Genomic DNA, 17,746 nt, shown 5'->3' on the forward strand with positions numbered 1-17,746 from the left:
ACCGCATACGGCCCCTCCCGACACCCGGTCGGGAGGGGCCGCCCCCGTTCTGCCCGGTCGACGGCCCCCGCACCCCCTCGGGCGTCCGTCACCGGGCCGTCGACGGTCAGGGGGTCGCGCGCCGGATGATCAGGTAGCTGACGACGGCGAGCGGCAGCGTGAGCAGCGCCGGCCAGCCCACCAGCAGGGCGGCGCCCGACTGGTCGGCGAACCAGCCACCGATCGCCGACCACCAGCCGCGCCAGGTCGCCAGGACCACGGCCCCGCCGATCACGACCAGCGCCGCGGTGCTCAGGGTGAGCATGCCGTTGACGCCCCACCGCTTGAACACCAGCGCGATCGCGATGCCGATGAAGCCGAGCAGCAGGAACGGGATCGCGAAGCCGAGGAACCGCAGCACCGGGTTCTCCACCCAGAGGAACGGGATGCCGAAGAAGGTCAGGCCGACGCCCCAGCCTCCGGTGGCCTCCTCGATGACGGCGAGCAGGTAGAGCACCGCCGCGTAGACGACCGCCTGGGCGCCGAAGGTGAGCACGTTGCCGAGATAGAAGCTGCGGCGCGAGATGCCCAACCCGATCGAGAACGGGAAGTCCTGGGTGATGCTGCTGACGCAGGCGATGAACATCACGACGTAGATGCTGGCCAGTCCACCTGTGGTCTGCTCGATGTCCCGCCCCTGCATGGAGGCGAAGAAGGCCAGGTTGATGACGAAGCTGAGGGTGAGGATCGCCCAGGGCCAGCCGACCACGCTGGGCCAGGCGACGAACTGCAACCGGGGGACCGTCAGGGCGCGGTTCATCGGGCGGCCTCCTTGCTGGTCGCGCCGGCGGCACCGGCACCGTTTCCGTCGGTCGAGGTGGTCAGACGTACGACGGTGTCCTGCAACGACGAGGCCTCCAGGGTCAGGCCCAGGGACCGGGCCCGCTCCCGCTCGGCCGGGCCGAAGTTCCCGCGTACGGTGGCGCGGGCCGTGCCGGCCAGCAGCACCCGGTGCAGCTCGGTGGCGGTACGGGAGAACTCGTCCACCGCTGCCACCGGGCCGGATACGGCGAGCACCTGGCCGCGCAGGGCCTCCGCCTCCTCGTCCAGCAGCAGCCGCCCGCCGTCGATCAGCAGCACGTGCTCGATCAGGTCACTGACCTCGTCGATGAGGTGGGTCGACAGCACGACCATGCGGGGGTGCTCGGTGTAGTCGGCCAACAGCCGGTCGTAGAAGATCTGGCGGGCCACCGCGTCCAGCCCGAGGTAGGGCTCGTCGAAGAAGGTCAACGGTGCCCGCGAGGCGAGCCCGACGACGATGCCGAGCGAGGAGAGCATTCCCCGGGACAGCTTGCGGACGTTGCGCCGCGGCGGCAGCCGGAAGTCGTCGACCAACTGCCGGGCGAACTCCTCGGCCCAGTTCGGATAGACCAGCCTGGCCGCCCGCAGCACGTGCTCCACCCGCAGGTTCGACGGGTACGTCTGGCTCTCCTTGATGAAGCAGGTCCGGGAGAGCACGCCCTCGTTCTCGTACGGGTGCTGCCCGAAGACCGCGACCTCACCGGAGGTGGCGAAGTTCTGCGCGGTGAGGATCTGCATCAGCGTGGTCTTGCCGGCGCCGTTGCGTCCCAGCAGGCCGTAGATCCGGTTCCCGGCGAGCGAGAAGCTGACCCGGTCCAGCGCCGTGACGCCCCGGTACCGCTTGGTCAGGTCGGTGACGGTGACGACGGGGCTCATCGCTCCCCCTCCCAACTGTCGATCATGCGCTTGAGTTCCGCCGGGTCGATGCCGAGCTTGCGCGCCTCGGCGACCAGCGGTTGCACGTACTGCCGGGCGAACTCGTCACGGCGTCGACCGCGCAGCGTGGTGCGGGCGCCGGAGGAGACGAACATCCCGATTCCTCGTTTCTTGTAGAGCGTTCCGTCGTCCACGAGCTTGTTGACCCCTTTGGCGGCGGTCGCCGGGTTGATCCGGTGGAAGGCCGCCAGCTCGTTCGTGGACGGCACCTGCTCCTCCTCGGCCAACGTCCCGTCCAGGATCGAGTTCTCCAGCAGCTCGGCGATCTGGAGAAAGATCGGTCGGCCGTCCTCCATCACGTCCGCCACCCTGGTCCGCCACCCTGGTTGACCGGTTCACTACTCATGTAACTAACCATGCAACCGGAGCGGTGTCGCTGTCAAGCCGGGGTGTGGGCCGTTAACCTTCCGACCCGGTCCGCGCGTCTACGTACCGGGAGGTGCGCATGACCGACGGACACCCGGCGCCGCCGGAGGGCTTCGCCGAGTTCGTGGCGACCCGGTCCGCCGCGCTGCTGCGGTCGGCCTGGCTGCTGACCGGCGACGCCGGGCGGGCCGAGGACCTGTTGCAGACCGTGCTCGCCGCCGCGTGGCAGCGCTGGTCGACGGTGTCCGCCGGACATCCCGAGGCGTACCTGCGACGTGCCCTGTTCACCACGTACGTGTCGTGGTGGCGACGCCGGTGGCGGGCCGAGGTCCCGTCCGCCGTACCACCCGAGCAGGCCGTCCCGGACGACCCGGCCCGCGAGTCGGCCGACCGGGACGCGCTCCGCCGGGCGCTGGCCCGACTCAGCCGCCAACAGCGGGCGATCGTGGTGCTGCGCTACGCCGAGGACCTCTCCGTGGAGCGGACCGCCGAGGTGCTGGGCTGCTCGACGAACACGGTGAAGGTGCAGTCGTCCCGTGCCCTGCGCAGCCTGCGTACCGATCCGAACCTGGACCTGTTCACCCAACGGAAGGTCGTGTCGTGACCCGTGACGACGAGGACATCCGCCGACTGTTCGACGACGCCGTCCCCCCGCTGCCCGCCCCGCGCGACCGCATCGCCGAGGTCGGGACCCGGGTACGCCGGCACCGCCGCCGGGTGGTCACCGGCACGGCGGCGGCCGTGACCCTGGTCGTGGCGCTCGGCGTCGGCCTGCCGGCGCTGTGGACGCCGGACCGGACCGGCCCACCGGTGACGACCACCGACCCGATCGGCGAGGTCGTCTGCCCGACCAGCCTCGCCGAGCGGCCCGACCTGGACACCGTGCGCTACGGCGACGACGAGCCACTCGTCCCACCCGGCGCGGTCGAGATCACCAACTGCCAGGTGCAGGTCGACCCTCCGGGCATCGGGCAGGAGCACCCCGGCCCGCGGACCCTCACCACCGGGGTGGACGAGATCGTCCGGTTGCTCAACGCCCAGCCGCTCAGACCAACGGACGGACAGGGGCGACCACTGCCGGCCGGGCAGATCATGTGCACCACAGCAGGGGCCGACGGTGAGATGGTGCTGATACTGCGCTACCCCGACCGCGAGCCGGTGACGGTCTGGATAGGCGGCGCCTGCCATGTGGCGGTCACCGCCACCCACGGACGGGGAGCCGACTTCGAGGTCTTCTCGACGTTCCTCGACCGGTACCGGGAGCAGCTCGCCGCGACCACCGACCCGGCCACGATCACCACCCCGGACTGCCCGGCCACGATCCCCGTCGACCGGGTCCGGAACAAGCCGTCCAACCCCGGGCCGCCGGACCGGATCCGGCTCAACAACAGCGACCGTTACGTGACGGTCCTGCCGACCCCGCTGGTCGAGGTCACCGCCTGTCGGTACGAGGTGGCCGATGGCACCGCCGAACTGGTCCGGCAGGAGCGACGGCGCGCGGGAGCCGACCACCTGCGCCCGGTGCTCAACGACACGTTCGACCGAAAGGCCAAGAGCAGCGACTGCGGCGAGTGGCCGGCCTACCTCGCGCCCACCGCGTTCGACACGCTGACCGTGGCCGACGCGACCGGCGCCACGGCCGAATTCTGGGTCCGGCACACCCCGTGCCAAAGCGCCCGGCGTCTCTGGAGCGTCAACACCCAGGTCACCGCGCCGCTGCTCGACGCGCTCACCGATCTGCTCGGCCCGCCGCCCGCCCGGTGACGGTCAGGCGTACGGCGGACGGGCGTACGCGGCCCGGAGGGCGGCCAGTCCGGCCGCCTTCGGGCTGAGCGTGCCCCAGCCCGAGTTGAAGTAGTTGGTCCGGACGATGAACGGGCCCCGCTCGGCGTTGAGCCGGGCGATGGCGGCCGGCACCGTGGCGATCCAGGCCGACTGGTCGGGGATCTCGGCGACGCGTACGCCCCACTCGGCGATGAGCACCGGACGGGCCAGGGCCACCGGCCCGAGGTCGGCCACGGCCCAGTCCTTGGTCCGGCGGAACCGGTCCAACGCGGTGTGCGAGGCGTTGGTGGCGTAGACGTTCCACTGGAGGAAGTCGAGCCGCGACATCAGCGACTCCGGGTGGGTGCGCTGGAAACAGGGCCGGTCGAAGCCGCCGAGACCGACCGAGAAGGTGGTCCCCTGCGGCAGCGACTTGGCCCGGAACCAGTTCACGATGTACGTCATCGCCTGCACCGCACGCACGTCCGACTCCGCCCAGGTGTACGCCCGGCCGGACTCGGTGGTGCCGAACTCGTGGTCGGTGTCCAGCTCGGAGGCGAGCTGGATGTTCACCCCGAACCCCATCGTCCGGTACTGCGACAGCGCCCGGGCGAAGAGTCCGTCGCACTGCCCGGCGAGCACCTGGCCGTAGCCGTACGCCTTGGGCCAGACCGCGCCGGGACGCTGCTGGATGGTCATCGCCGGGGCGGGCACGACGTAGCGCACCCCGTCCACGGTGAACGTCTGCGCCCCGGTGTCGGCCGCCCCGTAGTGCTTGAGCTCCAGCACCATGTTGATCTGGATCCCGCCACGGCCGAGGGTGACCAGCCACGGCCGGTTGTACCCGGGGAAGACGTAGCTGTCGGCGAAGCTGCGGTACTGGGTCAGCGACCGGAAGTTGCCGCCGGCCATGTCGGCGGTCGGGTCGGCGTTCCCGGCCAGGTAGTAGCCGCCGAGCACGGGCGGCGTGATCGCGTAGTCGACGGCGGCACTGGCGGCCTGCCCGGTGGAGTCGCGCACGGTGACGGTGACCCGGGTCATCACGCCACCGCCCGGTACACGGCCACCGCGCCGTTATCCGACACCCGCGTCCAGGTGCGGCCGGAGGCGTCGGTGACGGTGACGGTGAGCGGGTCGATGACGGCGGTGACCTTGGCCGGTGCGCTGCTGTTGCCCTGCGCGTCGGTGACCACGACGGTGACGGTGAGCGTCTTGGTGTCCGGATCGCCGTAGGTGACGGTGAGCAGCATCTGCGCCCCGGGGGCGTAGGTGCTGGCGTTGAGGGCGGCGGTGACGGTGGGAGCGGCCATGGCAGCTCCTTCCTGGCTCGATCGCGGTGACCGGCGGGCTGCCCCGTCGGCCGGTGGGAGGTGCGGCGACGGCCGGAGCGGGCAGGTGCCCGTCCGGTGGAGAATTCGGCGCGATGACGGTGGCGACGTCGCTGTCGGGCGGGGCGGGCGTCCGCCCGGTCCACCGGGCGGTCCAGTCGGACGTGGCCCGCCGTCCGCAGCCTCTCCACCTGCTACAACAGTGCGTCAGGAGAGGACCCGTTGTCCTGTCTATTTACGGACATATCGATCATTATGAGGATGGCGCATGAAGTACCTGATGTTGATCTACGGCAACGAAGAGGTCTGGGGCAGCCTGCCGGACGGCGACCTGGCCACGCTGATCGGCGAGGTGGACGCCTTCAACCAGGCGCTGCGCGACTCCGGCGAACTGGTGGACTCGCAGGGCCTGGAAACCCGCCCCCGGGCGGTCCGCATGGTCGACGCCGCGCCGGTCGTGACCGACGGGCCGTACCTGGAGGCCAAGGAGTACGTCGGGTCGTACTTCGTGGTCGACGTGGACAGTGAGCAGCGTGCGCTGGAGATCGCCCGCTCGTACCCGGGGCTGCGGATGGGCACCGGGATCGGTGGCGGCCTGGAGGTCTGGCCGCTGATGACCCAGGACGGGGCCGGGAACTGAGCCTGGACGAGGCCACCGTCGACCTGCTGCGCCGCCTCGCCCCGCAGGTGCTGGGCACCCTGGTACGCCGCTACGGCGACTTCGCCACCGCCGAGGACGCGGTCCAGGAGGCGCTGGTCGCGGCCGTCGAGGCGTGGCCGCGCGAGGGCGTACCGGAACATCCGGCGGGCTGGCTGCACACCGTGGCCGCCCGCCGGTACGTCGACCACGTCCGCGCCGAGGCGGCCCGGACCCGCCGGGAACGGACCGCCCACGACGCCCTGCCACGGGACGCGCTCGTCGCGCCGCCACCGGACGCCACCGCGCCGCCCCGCGACGACCTGCTGGAGTTGTTCCTGCTCTGCTGCCACCCGGCGCTGCCCGCACCGGCGCAACTCGCGCTCACCCTGCGGGCGGTTGGTGGGCTCACCACCGCCGAGGTGGCCGCCGCCTTCCTGGTGCCGGAGAAGACCATGGGGCAGCGGATCGTGCGGGCCAAACAGCGGCTGCGCGAGGCGGGCGCACGGTTCGCCCCGCCGCAGGCGGCGGAACAGGGCCGTCGGCTGGCCGTGGTCCGGCAGGTGCTGTACCTGATGTTCAACGAGGGATACAGCGCCAGCAGCGGCCCCGAACTGCGCCGGGCCGACCTGACGCGGCAGGCGCTGCGGCTGACCCGGCGGTTGCACGAGCGGCTGCCGGACGACGGCGAGACCGCCGGGCTGCTCGCGTTGATGCTGTTGACCGAGGCGCGGGCGGCGGCCCGGGTCGGCCCGGACGGCGACCTGGTGCCGCTGGCCGAGCAGGACCGTCGGCGGTGGGACCGGGCGGCGATCGCCGAGGGCTGCGCGCTGGTCGCGGCGAGCCTCGCCACCTCGCCGCCGGGCCCGTACCAGGTGCAGGCCGCCATCGCCGCGGTCCACGCCGAGGCACCGAACACCGAGGAGACCGACTGGCCACAGGTCCTCGCCCTCTATGAGGTGCTGGAGCGGATGGCGCCCAACCCGGTGGCGACGCTGAACCGGGCGGTGGCGGTGGGCATGGTGCGCGGGCCCGAGGCCGGGTTGGCACTGCTGGCCGAGGTGGAGTCGGGCCTGCTCGCCGGCCACCACCGGCGGTACGCGGTCCGCGCCCACCTGCTGGAGCTGGCCGGCGACCGGAGCGCCGCGGCGGTCACCTGGCGTCGGGCGGCCGACCTCGCCGGCAACGACGCCGAACGGCGGCACCTGCTGCGCCGCGCCGCCCACTGCGAGAGTGACCCAGGACACAACGGCGATCGGTAGAAGTGGCCGGTCCGGCTCCGATCCACCGGTGAGCGGCGGGTGCCCGCCGCAGACTGCGGAGGTACGGAGATGACCAAGGTGACCGCGCAACTGTCGGTGTCGCTGGACGGCTGCTACGCCGGCCCACGACACGACGGGACCGGCGACTGGATGCACTCGGCGGAGAGCCACGGCTTCTTCCGGGTCACCCGCTGGGTCACCGCCGCGTCGTCGTGGCGCGAACGGCAGGGTTTCGCCGGCGGCGAGCACGACGTCAACTCGGAGATCGTCGCCGAGTCGTTCGGCGCGGCCGGCGCGTACGTGATGGGGCGGCGGATGGCCGACGGCGGTGAGGTGCCGTGGGGCGACGAGCCGCCGTTCCGGGCCCCGGTCTTCGTGGTGACCCACCGGCCCCGCCCGACGCTGCTGCGTCAGGGCGGCACCAGCTTCACCTACGTCACCGACGGGGTGGCCGCCGCCGTGGCACAGGCCCGCGAGGCGGCCGGCGACAGGGACGTGGCGGTGGCCGGCGGCGGCAGCCTGGTCCGGCAGGTGCTGCGGGCCGGTCTGCTGGACGAGTTGGAACTGCACGTGGTGCCGGTGGTGCTCGGCGACGGCCTGCGCCTGTTCGACCCCGACCTGGGCCTGGACGACTTCGAGGCGATCGAGATGTCCCCCATCCGGGTGGTGCCCACCCCCGAGGTCACCCACATCCGGTACGCCGTACGCGGCCGCGCTCCGCTGGTCCTGGACGACCGGGGCCGGGGCACCGGCACGCCCGAGTGAGCGTGGGCCGACGGGTCGCCGCATCCCGGGCAGAGGGGGCAACGCGCAGAGGTGTACCGCCCTTAGAGTGACGGCAATTCGTCCATCGAGGAGGGCGCGGTGTCCGAGCCGCCACCCGCCGAGCGTTTCCCGACCAAGGAACCCGGCGACATCCCTGTGCCACCCGACGCCGGTCCCACCGGGACGCCACCCCGGCTGCTGGTCCTGCCGCCCACCGACGGGTTGTCACCCATCGTCTGGCCCGGCGCTGCCGACCAACCCGCCTGGGCCATCCCGGTGACCGTGCCGCCGGGCACCCGGGGGTACGCGATCTTCCTCCCGCTGGTGGCGGCCGACGACGACTCGGCCGCCACCGCCCCGGACACCTCGACGGTGGCCGCTTCGGCGACCCCGCCCCCGGCCGCCGCGACGGTCTCCACCCCGGTCGGCTCCACTCCCCCGCCCGGGACTCCCCCGGACTCCCCGGCTCCGGCGGTGACCGAGCCGGTCTCGAAGGCGGCATCACCACCAGCGCAGCGGATTCCGGAGACGGCAGCGCCGGGCCAGCGGGTTCCCGGTGCGGCACCATCGGCGGCGCTGCCCGGCGTTCCCGTGCCGCCCGCGCCCGGCTACCGGGTGCCCGGCTCGCCGTACGACTTCCGGACCCGGCCACTGCAACCGTCGTTCCTGGACCGGGCGTGGCCCGGCCCGGCACCGGCCCGGGATCGGGCCACCCCGCTGGCGGTCCTGGCCGGGGCACTCGGGGTGGCCGCGTTCGTGCCGTTGGGGCGTACCGGCGTCGGTTGGTTCCTCGGTTGGCTGGTGCTGACCGCCGGGGTGCTGGTCGCCGTCCGCCGGCACACCGCCGACCTGCCCAGGGCCGAGCGGTGGGTCCGGGCCGGCTGGGCCGGTGCCGCCCTGGCGCTGCTCGCGGTGCTGGCCTTCCGCAACGCCTGGTGGCTGGTGACGTTCTGCGTGCTCGCGGCGCTGTGCTGCGCGGCCCTGGCGATCGTCGGCGGACGGCGGATGCGCTCGATCCTGTTCAGCCTCGGCGCCGCCCCGCTCGCCGCGCTACGCGGACTGCCGTGGGTGCGCGCCCACGTCCGGGCGTCCGGCGGCGACGGCACCACCCGCCGCGTCGTCGGCTCGGTCACCGCCACCGTGGCCGTCCTGGTCGTCTTCGGCGCGCTGCTCTCCTCCGCCGACGCCGCCTTCTCCCAGGCGCTCGGCGTCCTCATCCCCGAGGTCAGCGGCGGCGGGGTGGTCCGGTGGCTGTTCCTGGCCGCCGTCGGTGGCCTGATCTCGGTGGCCGCGCTCTACACGCTCGCGGCGCCGCCGGACCTGTCCCTGGTGGACCGACCCACCGCCCGGCGGCTCAGCCTGGTCGAGTGGGCCCCGCCGATCGCCGCCCTGACCGCCCTCTTCGGCGGCTTCGTGCTGGTGCAGTTCACCGTCCTGTTCGGCGGGCAGCGGCACGTGCTGTCGACCACCGGCCTCAGCTACGCCGAGTACGCCCGCAGCGGCTTCTGGCAGTTGGTCGCGGTGACCGTGCTGACGTTGGCGCTCCTCGGCGGGGTGACCCGCTGGGCCCGCCGGGACACCCCGCGCGACCGGATACTGCTGCGCATCCTGCTCGGCCTGCTCAGCGCGTTGAGCGTGGTGATCGTGGTGTCGGCACTGTCCCGGATGTGGACCTACCAGAAGGTCTACAGCTTCACCGGCGAGCGCGTCTTCGTGATGGCGTTCGAGCTGCTGCTCGGAGCCGTCTTCCTGATGGTCCTGGTAGCCGGCGTCCGGTGGCGCGGCGGCTGGATCCCCCGGCTCACCACGGCGCTCGCGGTGGTGATGCTGCTCGGGTTGGCGGCGCTCAACCCCGAGGACTACGTGGCCCGCCGCAACATCGACCGCTACCAGGAGACCGGCCGGATCGACGCCTGGTATCTGCGGGCACTCTCGGCCGACGCCACGCCCGCGCTGGCCGCCCTGCCCGACCCGGTACGCCGGTGCACCCTGAGCTGGATCGCCGACGACCTGGCCGAACCGGACCCGTGGTACGCCTGGAACCGGGGTCGCGACCGGGCCCGGGCGGTACTCGACCGGTTGGGTCCCGAGGCCATCGGCAACCAGCGGGACTGCCGCCGCGCCGACCAGTTCGACCTGCCGAAGACCCGCCGCTGACCCCGTCGACCGGGCCGGCCCGAGGCGGCCCGGCCCGGTCGAGGCGATGCCGGTGGCGGAACGGCCGGTATCACCAGGGCTCGGGGATGTTCACCGCCAGGCAGCGCTGGGTGCCGGCGGTGGGCTGGTAGCAGGCGGACGCCTCCAGGTTGTAGCTGTGGTCGAACCGGTGGAACGAGGCCGTACCGCCGTTGACGCAGGTGCTGCCGCTGACCGTCGTCCCGCCGGTGACCTTGCCGGAGGCGCATCCCGCCGTGCCGGCGGTCTTCTCCACGGTGCTCACCGAGGAGCGCAGGTCACCGGACTGGTGTGCGCCGTAGCCCACCGAGCTGACGCCGTCGCGGGTGATCGCGTACTGGAAGGCGGTCGAGGTGTAGTACGACCAGCTCGCGCCGGTGCCGACCGTCCGCAGCCCGGAGTCCGTGGCCGAGGCCGGGATGAACAGGTGGAACCCCTTGTCGTACGTGGTGGTGCCGTCGATCATCCGGTAGACGACCACCAGCAGACCCTGGTTGTAGGTGCCGGTGTTGTAGGTCAGGTAGGTGCCGTTGCCGCATGCCGTACGGTCGGCGATGTAGCCGACGCCAGCGGCGTAGAGCAGCACCCGGGCACAGCGCCCGTCCGCTGCGATGTCCTCGATGGTGCCGACGGTCGACGAAATGCCGGCGTTGTCGGTGGCGTACCCGGTCAGGCGCACCCCGGGCAGCGTGCCGGAGTACTGGTAGGCGGTGGGGTGGTAGTAGTTCCACGACGCCGACCAGCCGGTGCCCGAAGGCAGCGCGAGAGCCGGCGCGGCCGGCAGCAGGGCGGCGGTGAGCGTGGCGACCAGGGCGGCGGCCAGTGTGGCGATCGACCGCAGTCGGGGATGCGTCCGCATCGTTTCTCCGTTCAGACGCGAGTCGTGCGAGGGGTGGTATCGACGATGATGACGGCACCGTCGGCCACCCGGACGCGCTCTGTCCCGAGCCGGACAGCGATGGGTCACCAGATCTCGAACCTCTCTGGGCCTGCCTTGGCCCGGTCCAGCAGGTGTGCCAGCCTGTAACGCAGGACGCGTACCTGCCCGATCGACAGGACCAGGCTGGCAGCGGCGCTGCCCTCCGCGCTGGTCAGGTTCACCATCGGCTCAGCTGCCGGGTGCAGCGCTTGCACCAGGGACACGTCAACGATGAACGCCTCCGGCCGGTTGGTGTCCAGGTGCCGAGCTGGCGAGCGATGCTGGCCGCGGCGCTGACAGTCGCGGCGGTCGCACCAGCGCGGGTGGGTCAGGTCGGCGGGCTCATCGGCAAGGGTGCCGGTCGCGAACACATGCACATAGCCGCAGGGCCGCTCAACGTCGGGCGCCATTCCGGTCGGGTAGGCGTCCATCCCGGCCTTGGCGACCACGGCGGTGACGTGGATCGTGTGCGCGGCGCAGGTGTACACGCAGGCGTCAAGGGAGCCTGACGTGTACAGCTCGATCCGCACCGTCGCAGGTTCTTCGCAGGCGGTCGGTGTGGGTAGTGTGCGCATGGGTCGCCTCCCTGGGGCGATCAAGGCCCTCGGTTGGCGTGGCTGCGCTAGCCGGGGGCCGCAGATTGCTAGCCAAACCAGCAAACATCAGTTGGCCCATATGGGCAAGAGAAATTGCGTAGCACTTGGCCTAACGCCCATTGCCACTCGTGGCCCCTGGTTGGCTAGTGAGATCATTTGCGATGTGGCCAACCGACTAGCAGATGCTGTGCGTGCGTTTCACATCGCGCAGGCGACTGCCGCCGCGTCCGCAGAGCGCGCGGCTCAGGATCGGGAGAAGGTCACCGAGACCAGGGATCAGCTCGCCGCCGCCATCGTGGCCGCCGCCCGCGACGGCATGCGCCAGGTCGACATCGTGCGGATCACCGGGTACACCCGCGAGCGCGTGCGTCAGATCCTCCGAGCCCACGGCTACACCCCGGACTAGCCCTACGCAGGGCTGACCACGGGTGACGTGGTTGCACCAAACAAGGTTCTACGGAGATCACCTCCGCGAAGACGCGGCGGCCTGGTTCTCCTGGTAGAAGATGGTGGGCCGGAGGCACCACCATGCGAACCATCCGGCGATCGTCGGTGAGCCGCTCCTGCTGCGTCCGCGCCGCCGCTGGGCCTGATCGACCGTTCCAGGCCAGACGTTGCACCAGCTGGCACGCAGCTCCGCACGCCGTCTTGTACAATTTATTGTACGTAACGTTGGGAGGCAGTATGCGAACCGTTCCTTACTCGGAGGTCAGGCAGAATCTGGCCAAGATGCTCGACCATGTCGTGGACGACGCCGAGGAAGTGGTGGTGACCCGCTCCGGCCGGGAGGCCGCGGTCATTATCTCGCTGCGCGAGTACGAGTCGTTGAAGGAGACGGCCTACCTGATGGCCAGCCCCGCCAACGCGCGCCGGCTGAACGAAGCCGTCGAAGAGCTGCGCAACGGGGGTGGGGAGATGCGCGACCTGATTGACCCCGACGCCAGCTCAGGCGAGGCACCGGCAGCGTGAAGGTCCAATTCGCCGGCCGAGGCTGGGAAGATTACCTGACCTGGCAACGAGATCGTCAGATGCTCAAACGAGTGAACGCCTTGATCGAGGACATCAGACGCAACGGCCACCAGGGCATCGGCAAACCGGAGCAGCTCCGCGGCAACTGGGCGGGATTCTGGTCGAGACGCATCGACCAGGAGCACCGCCTCGTATACCGGATCCTGGACGACACAGTGCAGATCGCACAGTGCCGCTACCACTACGAATGAGGTAACCCGGCCAGCCGCCGAGGAATACCTCCTGCGGCGGTCCGATCCAACGACGGCGGCAGCAGCGCCTTCCGCCCCCGTGTTGCTCTCGCACCAGCAGTCCGGGAACCCATACGCGGCGGTCTCTGGCAACCGTTCGGGGAGCGCTCGGCAGACGGTCGGCCGTGGTGTGCAGCGTGAACCAGCACGGCGGACGGCCAGCCGTGCACCGTGACCGTCACTCGCTCGTGGTGGCCACGCACCCGCCCCAACAGCTCAGCAGGCTGGTTCCTAAGCCGTCGGGGCGTCTGCAGTTCCTTCAAATGCCACGCCGCCGGTTCGCGTGACGATCACCTCCCGCCCCCAAAACAGCAGGTCAGGGCGGTGAGTGGGGCGGACGGGACTCGAACCCGTGACCGAGGGATTATGAGATCAAAATGGGCGACCCAACGACCTGCCCGAGTAGGCTCCTAGCAGCGAAAACGCCTCTCGACGTCTCTCACCACTCCCTCGCCGTCCGTCGACCTCTTGCGGACTGGATGCGGACTGCTCGCTCGAGTTCCTCTTGTCCACAGGGTTCGCTTGGCCCTCCGCTGGTTGAAAAGCCAGTACGCCAATGCGAGGAAGATTCAACATCAGTTGCCGCCGTTCGCCCTCCCCCGGATCGAACGCCTTGTCCACAGCTTGTCCGGATGGCAGTCCACCCACCTGTTTGCAAAGTGTCGTACTCGCGGGGTTCAATCACGGCCGGAGGGGACTACAAGGCTGTAGTTGGGGGACAAACGACATGACCATCGCGATCTCGTTGAAGGTCAACGACGGGCTCGTCCTGGGAGCCGACAGTGCAAGCACGTTGGTAGGCCTGGATCCGGCAGGGCAAGCACACGTGTTGAACGTGTACAAGAACGCCAACAAGGTGTTCAACTTACGCAAAGGCTCACCCATCGGCGCGGTCACCTGGGGCACGGGCGCGTTCGGCAACTCGTCCATCGAGACACTGGTGAAGCACTTCCGGACGGACCTCGCCTCAGACTTCGATCCGGCGAACTACTCCGTCGAGGAGATCGCGAAGCGGTTTCGCAAATTCATGTTCGACGAACACTTCGCTCCGGCCTTCAAGGATGCGAAGGGTAACCAGGGGGAAATCTACACCGGATTTATCGTCGCCGGGTATTCCTCTGGCGCCATGATGGCGGAGGAGTACCAGATCGACATGAGACCGGGCGACTGTCCAGAGCCCAGCCTAGTCAGGCCAGTCGAGGACTCCGGGATGGTCTGGAACGGTCAGCCGGAAGCAATCGCCCGACTTCTCCTCGGCTTCAGCGGCGGACTTCCTGATGCCCTGGTGAAGCTCGGTGTCGACCCTACTGTCGTTCCCGCCGCCATGAACGAGATCCGGCAACACCTCCTGGTGCCGTTCGTCCAGCCGGGCATGCCCTTTCAGGATGCAATCGATCTTGCCGAGTTCCTGATCGACGTCACCGTCAAGTTTGTCCGTTTTACCCCAGGCGCTGACACGGTGGGTGGACCTGTAGATATTGCGGGTATCACCAAACACGAAGGCTTCAAGTGGATCAAGCGGAAGCACTACTATGGGAAGGACCTCAACCCCGCCTGAGAGAGGCCGCCCATGCACTACGCCACGAACGACTTCCGGCCTGGCTCGCCAGGTGTTGCAGTTGAGGCTTCACTCCGTCGTGACCGCTCGGGCACCATCTCGGCTGGTAAGGCCGCCAAAACCCGTGGAGCCGCGAAGCCTCTCAAGGGCCTCAAGGTTCGGAAGACGGCTAGCGAGAAGTAGCAGGTAGGAGCGACCAAGAAGGCCAGGACTGGAGTCCTGGCCTTCACCATGTGCGGATCTAGATCTCCTCGTCGGGCAGTCGTGCACCTACCAGCCTTCCCGGACCGCCTCGACCGGGCTGCGGCTCGTGCGGCTGCGGACTCAGTGCGGACTGACGGTGTCGGTCCGGACCTCGACGCGATCGGTCCGGGTCGTCGGCAGCATGGTTGAGCAGGGAAAACGGCTGGTGGGGCGGACGGGACTCGAACCCGTGACCGAGGGATTATGAGTCCCCTGCTCTAACCGGCTGAGCTACCGCCCCGGCACCGCGCGGATCTTATCCCGCCCAGTCGATCACCGGCCAGCATCGATGGGCGCTTCTCACCGGCGTCGCCCCCGCGCCAACAGCACGATGGGCAACGCGAGGATAACAGTGAGCAGCCAGCCTCGGACGACCGCACCCCACCGCCCGCCGGCGTCTTCCGTGGGGGGTTCGAGGACCACGTCGACGGTGAGCAGCAGGGCCCGGCCGCCGAGGCTGAGGACGACCAGGCCGCCGAGCAGCAGGAGCAGCGTCTCCCGCCGCGCACGCCGGGGGCGGGGTACGTGGTCGCGCTCGTCGCGTACGCCGCCGGGTTGCGGGATCTGCTGGGGGTCACGGGGTGGCATGGCGACCCGCCGGTCGGCGGGTACGGCGGTGTCCAGCACGGCCAGTCCGGGCGGGCGCAGGTCGTACAGGGTCGGCTCGACGTGCACCACGATCGCGTCGTGGCCGATCAGTTGGCGGGCGCCGTCGGGCCAGGCGAGCATGACGGCGCAGTCGGCGTACCGGACGGTGAGTGGGCCGCCGTCACCGAGGTAGCTGATGCCGTCGAAGCCGACGCGGAGTTGGCCGTCGTCGTCGCGGGAGCGGTGGGTGGTGCCGGCGGGGACCGGCTCGGTGGTGGTGGGGGCGGCGACGAAACCGGCCCAGTCGGCACGGGTGCCCTCGGGCACCATCAGCAGCGCCGAGGCGTGTACCTCCTGGGCGACCTGGTGCAGGTCGGCCACGGTGACCGCCCTCAGCGCGGCGCGGTGCTCGTCGAGGCTGAGGTTGGGCTCGCCGGTGAGCAGGTTGAAGGCGTACCCGGTCAGTCTGGCGGCATCGGCCTCGGCGGTGGCCAGCAGGTCGATGCGCTTGGCCACGGCGGCGTCGAGGTCGGTCTGTTCGATCCGGCCGACCCGCAGCTTGGCCAGCACGTCGACGAAGCCGCCGAGGACGGCGTCCTGCTTCTCGGCCAGCGCGTCGGCGAGGGCGCGCAGGATGGCGTGGCCGTCACCGCGCGGCTCGTAGCCGCCCGCGATCGTGTAGGAGAGGCCGGCGTCCTGGCGCAGCGCACGGAACAGTTCGCGTTCCAACACGTCCACGAAGAGACCGGCGGCGGGCCCGCGCCGCACCACCGCGTCGAGCACCACGGCCTGGTTGCCGCGCACGAAGTACGCCGGGGTGGCGGGCAGCGCCGACGACGCGGCCGGTACGGGCTGCCGGGTGCCGCTGGGCAGCGTGAGGGTCAGCCCGTCGGGGACCCGGTCACCGGCGATCCAGAGCACCGCGTTCTCGCGGGTGAACCAGCGCGCCGCCCACTGGCGCAGGTCGTCGACGGTGAGCGCGGCGAGTCCCCACTCGGGGTAGCTGCCCAACCCGAAGTCACGGGCACCGTGCCGCCACAGCGGGATGTCGTCGATGGCGGCGCTGCCCCGGCTGCTCCACTCGGTGCGCAGGATGTCCTTCTCCACCTCCAGCCGCCCGGTGGGCAGGTCGGTGAGGTGGGCGCAGACGGCGGTGAGGAAGCTGGCGATGTCGTGTTCGGAGCCCTGCATGTGGAAGGTGGTGAAGACCGGTCCGGTGGCGCCGTTGAAGTGGTAGTCGGCGCTGCCGAGCGGCGCGAGGGCGAGGTGTTCGAGCAGGTGGGTGATGCCGTGCCGGGCCAGGGTCTCGTCGGCGGTGCCGACCCGGAAGGTCAGCCCGGCCCGCATCGGCCCGCCGGTCGGCGCGAGCAACGTGGGGACCCCGTCGGTGTCCAGGTGCGCGATCACGGCCGGCCGGCCTTCGCGTACGCCTTCGCGCGCAGCCGCTGGAACTCGGTCGCCCCGTCACCGAGATAGCCGAACATCGACTCGTCGCCGAAGCCGCCGAGGGCGGCGAACTCGCGCGCCGCCGGGTGCCACTTCTGCATCAGGCAGAACGCGAGGGCGAAGGTGCTGCGTACCCACACCCAACCCCAGCCGTCGCGGTAGTCGGGGTGCCAGACGGAGCGTTCCGCCGCCGCGCGGATCCGGGCGGCCACCGCCGGGGCGCGCAGGAATTCGCTCGCGGCGGAGACCCGGTCATGGTCGAGGGCCTGTTCCAGGTACGCCTCGACGACGAGCACCGCGTTGGCGGCGCCGGGTGGCGCGGCCTCGGCGCACTCGTGGGCGAAGGCGTGCGTCTTCTCCCAGGTGCCGCTCCACTTGGGGCAGAACTGCTGGATCAGCGACGCCTGTGCCGGCAGGTGATGCGGGTGGTGGGCGGCGAGCCGGTCGTACCGGCGGCGGGCCTCGGCCTGCCCGACCTGTAGTCCTCGGCCGCTGGTGATCCGCTGAGTCCAGGCTGCCGCGTCCTGCGGGTGGCGGGCGGTGACCTCGATCAGAATCTGCTCGGCCCGGCGCAGGTGGTCGAAGAAGTAGGCGAACTGCCTCCGACTGACGTGCTGGGCCGGCAGGACGGTGCGGATGCGCCAACCAACCCGGATCAGGTGCGCGCCGAGCATCGCTCCCGCCACCGGGTCCTCCGGGTGCTCGGCGAGCACCGCGCGCAGGACCCGCTCCGCCTCGGGGGCGCCGCCGACCTCGCCGACCAGCACGGTCCGGCCGTGTGCGTCCTGGGCGTCGACGAGCGCGCGCAGAGCCCGCCAGTCGCCGGCGGCCAAGGCGCCACGACCGGCCGCGACCTGCGGATATGCCGCAGCGACGTCGAAGGTCACCGGCGGGAGGGGTGCGGGCACAGCGAGGATAATAGGTGATCATCTTCGGCTCCGGTGTCCCCGTTTTCGCTGCCCGCCGCCGCCGTGCGGGCAGGTCCGGGCCGGGGAGCCGCCCCGCTCCTGAGTCACCGCACGGGGTCGCCGGTCACTTCACCGAGGGGTCGACGAACGGCGGCC

Annotated in this window: 20 protein-coding genes and 1 tRNA gene; 10 read left to right on the plus strand and 11 right to left on the minus strand. The window is 70.9% G+C overall.

Annotation, left to right across the window (positions count from 1 at the left end):
* Nucleotides 1–106: 106 nt before the first annotated feature.
* From ACWDVW_RS30970 to ACWDVW_RS30980, 3 genes are read right to left on the minus strand one after another with little or no spacing between them, the layout of a single operon-like run.
* A complete protein-coding gene (locus ACWDVW_RS30970) occupies nucleotides 107–799 on the minus strand; it encodes an ABC transporter permease (RefSeq protein ID WP_449956062.1) in 693 nt (230 codons plus the stop codon).
* Nucleotides 796–1,716 (minus strand): ABC transporter ATP-binding protein, encoded by a 921-nt coding sequence (locus tag ACWDVW_RS30975; protein ID WP_449956065.1) that lies wholly within the window; start codon nucleotides 1,714–1,716, stop codon nucleotides 796–798. The genes ACWDVW_RS30970 and ACWDVW_RS30975 overlap by 4 nt, the downstream gene beginning before the upstream one ends.
* The gene (locus tag ACWDVW_RS30980) at nucleotides 1,713–2,084 is read right to left on the minus strand and encodes a GntR family transcriptional regulator (RefSeq protein ID WP_449956068.1); all 372 of its coding nucleotides are present in this window, start codon (nucleotides 2,082–2,084) and stop codon (nucleotides 1,713–1,715) included. The genes ACWDVW_RS30975 and ACWDVW_RS30980 overlap by 4 nt, the downstream gene beginning before the upstream one ends.
* Before the next feature lie 137 nt (nucleotides 2,085–2,221).
* Here ACWDVW_RS30980 and ACWDVW_RS30985 point away from each other — a divergent pair, with 137 nt between their 5' ends.
* The gene (locus tag ACWDVW_RS30985; RefSeq protein ID WP_449956071.1) at nucleotides 2,222–2,746 is read left to right on the plus strand and encodes a SigE family RNA polymerase sigma factor; all 525 of its coding nucleotides are present in this window, start codon (nucleotides 2,222–2,224) and stop codon (nucleotides 2,744–2,746) included.
* Nucleotides 2,743–3,906, plus strand: a complete 1,164-nt coding sequence (locus tag ACWDVW_RS30990; protein WP_449956074.1) for a hypothetical protein — start codon at nucleotides 2,743–2,745, stop codon at nucleotides 3,904–3,906. Before ACWDVW_RS30985 ends, ACWDVW_RS30990 begins: the two co-directional genes overlap by 4 nt.
* A 3-nt stretch (nucleotides 3,907–3,909) precedes the next feature.
* Here the strand turns inward: ACWDVW_RS30990 and ACWDVW_RS30995 are convergent, their stop codons facing one another.
* Both ACWDVW_RS30995 and ACWDVW_RS31000 read right to left on the minus strand, forming a co-directional pair.
* Entirely contained in the window at nucleotides 3,910–4,947 is a 1,038-nt protein-coding gene (locus ACWDVW_RS30995; RefSeq protein ID WP_449956077.1) for a hypothetical protein, read from the minus strand.
* Entirely contained in the window at nucleotides 4,947–5,216 is a 270-nt protein-coding gene (locus ACWDVW_RS31000) for a hypothetical protein (RefSeq protein WP_396750458.1), read from the minus strand. The genes ACWDVW_RS30995 and ACWDVW_RS31000 overlap by 1 nt, the downstream gene beginning before the upstream one ends.
* 286 nt (nucleotides 5,217–5,502) lie before the next feature.
* Here ACWDVW_RS31000 and ACWDVW_RS31005 point away from each other — a divergent pair, with 286 nt between their 5' ends.
* From ACWDVW_RS31005 to ACWDVW_RS31020, 4 genes are all read left to right on the plus strand, one after another.
* Nucleotides 5,503–5,874, plus strand: coding sequence for a YciI family protein (locus ACWDVW_RS31005; protein ID WP_449956080.1), 372 nt, complete (start codon nucleotides 5,503–5,505; stop codon nucleotides 5,872–5,874).
* Nucleotides 5,875–5,876: 2 nt separating this feature from the next.
* Nucleotides 5,877–7,133 carry an RNA polymerase sigma factor gene (locus tag ACWDVW_RS31010; RefSeq protein WP_449956109.1) on the plus strand — a complete coding sequence of 419 codons (1,257 nt, stop codon included), beginning with the start codon at nucleotides 5,877–5,879 and terminating at the stop codon, nucleotides 7,131–7,133.
* Between the two features lie 69 nt (nucleotides 7,134–7,202).
* On the plus strand, nucleotides 7,203–7,898 hold the full coding sequence (locus ACWDVW_RS31015) for a dihydrofolate reductase family protein (protein ID WP_449956081.1): 696 nt from the start codon (nucleotides 7,203–7,205) through the stop codon (nucleotides 7,896–7,898).
* Between the two features lie 99 nt (nucleotides 7,899–7,997).
* Complete coding sequence (locus ACWDVW_RS31020; RefSeq protein WP_449956084.1) at nucleotides 7,998–10,055, plus strand: DUF4153 domain-containing protein; 2,058 nt, start codon at nucleotides 7,998–8,000, stop codon at nucleotides 10,053–10,055.
* Nucleotides 10,056–10,125: 70 nt separating this feature from the next.
* Here the strand turns inward: ACWDVW_RS31020 and ACWDVW_RS31025 are convergent, their stop codons facing one another.
* Together ACWDVW_RS31025 and ACWDVW_RS31030 are read right to left on the minus strand one after the other, a co-directional pair.
* Complete coding sequence (locus tag ACWDVW_RS31025) at nucleotides 10,126–10,932, minus strand: hypothetical protein (protein WP_449956087.1); 807 nt, start codon at nucleotides 10,930–10,932, stop codon at nucleotides 10,126–10,128.
* Nucleotides 10,933–11,036: 104 nt separating this feature from the next.
* Nucleotides 11,037–11,522 carry a hypothetical protein gene (locus ACWDVW_RS31030; protein WP_449956088.1) on the minus strand — a complete coding sequence of 162 codons (486 nt, stop codon included), beginning with the start codon at nucleotides 11,520–11,522 and terminating at the stop codon, nucleotides 11,037–11,039.
* Between the two features lie 253 nt (nucleotides 11,523–11,775).
* Here ACWDVW_RS31030 and ACWDVW_RS31035 point away from each other — a divergent pair, with 253 nt between their 5' ends.
* The 3 genes from ACWDVW_RS31035 (at nucleotide 11,776) to ACWDVW_RS31045 (ending at nucleotide 12,808) form a co-directional block, all read left to right on the plus strand.
* Nucleotides 11,776–11,994, plus strand: a complete 219-nt coding sequence (locus ACWDVW_RS31035) for a hypothetical protein (protein ID WP_449956091.1) — start codon at nucleotides 11,776–11,778, stop codon at nucleotides 11,992–11,994.
* Between the two features lie 278 nt (nucleotides 11,995–12,272).
* Nucleotides 12,273–12,557 (plus strand): type II toxin-antitoxin system Phd/YefM family antitoxin, encoded by a 285-nt coding sequence (locus tag ACWDVW_RS31040; RefSeq protein WP_449956093.1) that lies wholly within the window; start codon nucleotides 12,273–12,275, stop codon nucleotides 12,555–12,557.
* A complete protein-coding gene (locus ACWDVW_RS31045; protein ID WP_350697970.1) occupies nucleotides 12,554–12,808 on the plus strand; it encodes a Txe/YoeB family addiction module toxin in 255 nt (84 codons plus the stop codon). The genes ACWDVW_RS31040 and ACWDVW_RS31045 overlap by 4 nt, the downstream gene beginning before the upstream one ends.
* Here ACWDVW_RS31045 and ACWDVW_RS31050 read toward each other — a convergent pair.
* Nucleotides 12,799–13,110: a type II toxin-antitoxin system prevent-host-death family antitoxin gene (locus ACWDVW_RS31050; protein ID WP_449956096.1), complete on the minus strand. Its 312-nt coding sequence runs from the start codon at nucleotides 13,108–13,110 to the stop codon at nucleotides 12,799–12,801. The genes ACWDVW_RS31045 and ACWDVW_RS31050 overlap by 10 nt on opposite strands.
* Before the next feature lie 464 nt (nucleotides 13,111–13,574).
* On the opposite strand from ACWDVW_RS31050, the gene ACWDVW_RS31055 reads away from it, so the two are divergent.
* On the plus strand, nucleotides 13,575–14,405 hold the full coding sequence (locus ACWDVW_RS31055; RefSeq protein WP_449956099.1) for a hypothetical protein: 831 nt from the start codon (nucleotides 13,575–13,577) through the stop codon (nucleotides 14,403–14,405).
* Nucleotides 14,406–14,812: 407 nt separating this feature from the next.
* On the opposite strand, the gene ACWDVW_RS31060 is transcribed toward ACWDVW_RS31055, so the two are convergent.
* The 3 genes from ACWDVW_RS31060 to ACWDVW_RS31070 form a co-directional block, all read right to left on the minus strand.
* Nucleotides 14,813–14,889: transfer RNA gene (locus ACWDVW_RS31060), tRNA-Ile, on the minus strand.
* Nucleotides 14,890–14,948: 59 nt separating this feature from the next.
* Nucleotides 14,949–16,643: a M16 family metallopeptidase gene (locus ACWDVW_RS31065; protein ID WP_449956103.1), complete on the minus strand. Its 1,695-nt coding sequence runs from the start codon at nucleotides 16,641–16,643 to the stop codon at nucleotides 14,949–14,951.
* Complete coding sequence (locus tag ACWDVW_RS31070; RefSeq protein WP_449956106.1) at nucleotides 16,640–17,590, minus strand: hypothetical protein; 951 nt, start codon at nucleotides 17,588–17,590, stop codon at nucleotides 16,640–16,642. Before ACWDVW_RS31070 ends, ACWDVW_RS31065 begins: the two co-directional genes overlap by 4 nt.
* Between the last annotated feature and the right edge of the window lie 156 nt (nucleotides 17,591–17,746).

Source organism: Micromonospora sp. NPDC003241, assembly GCF_053589795.1.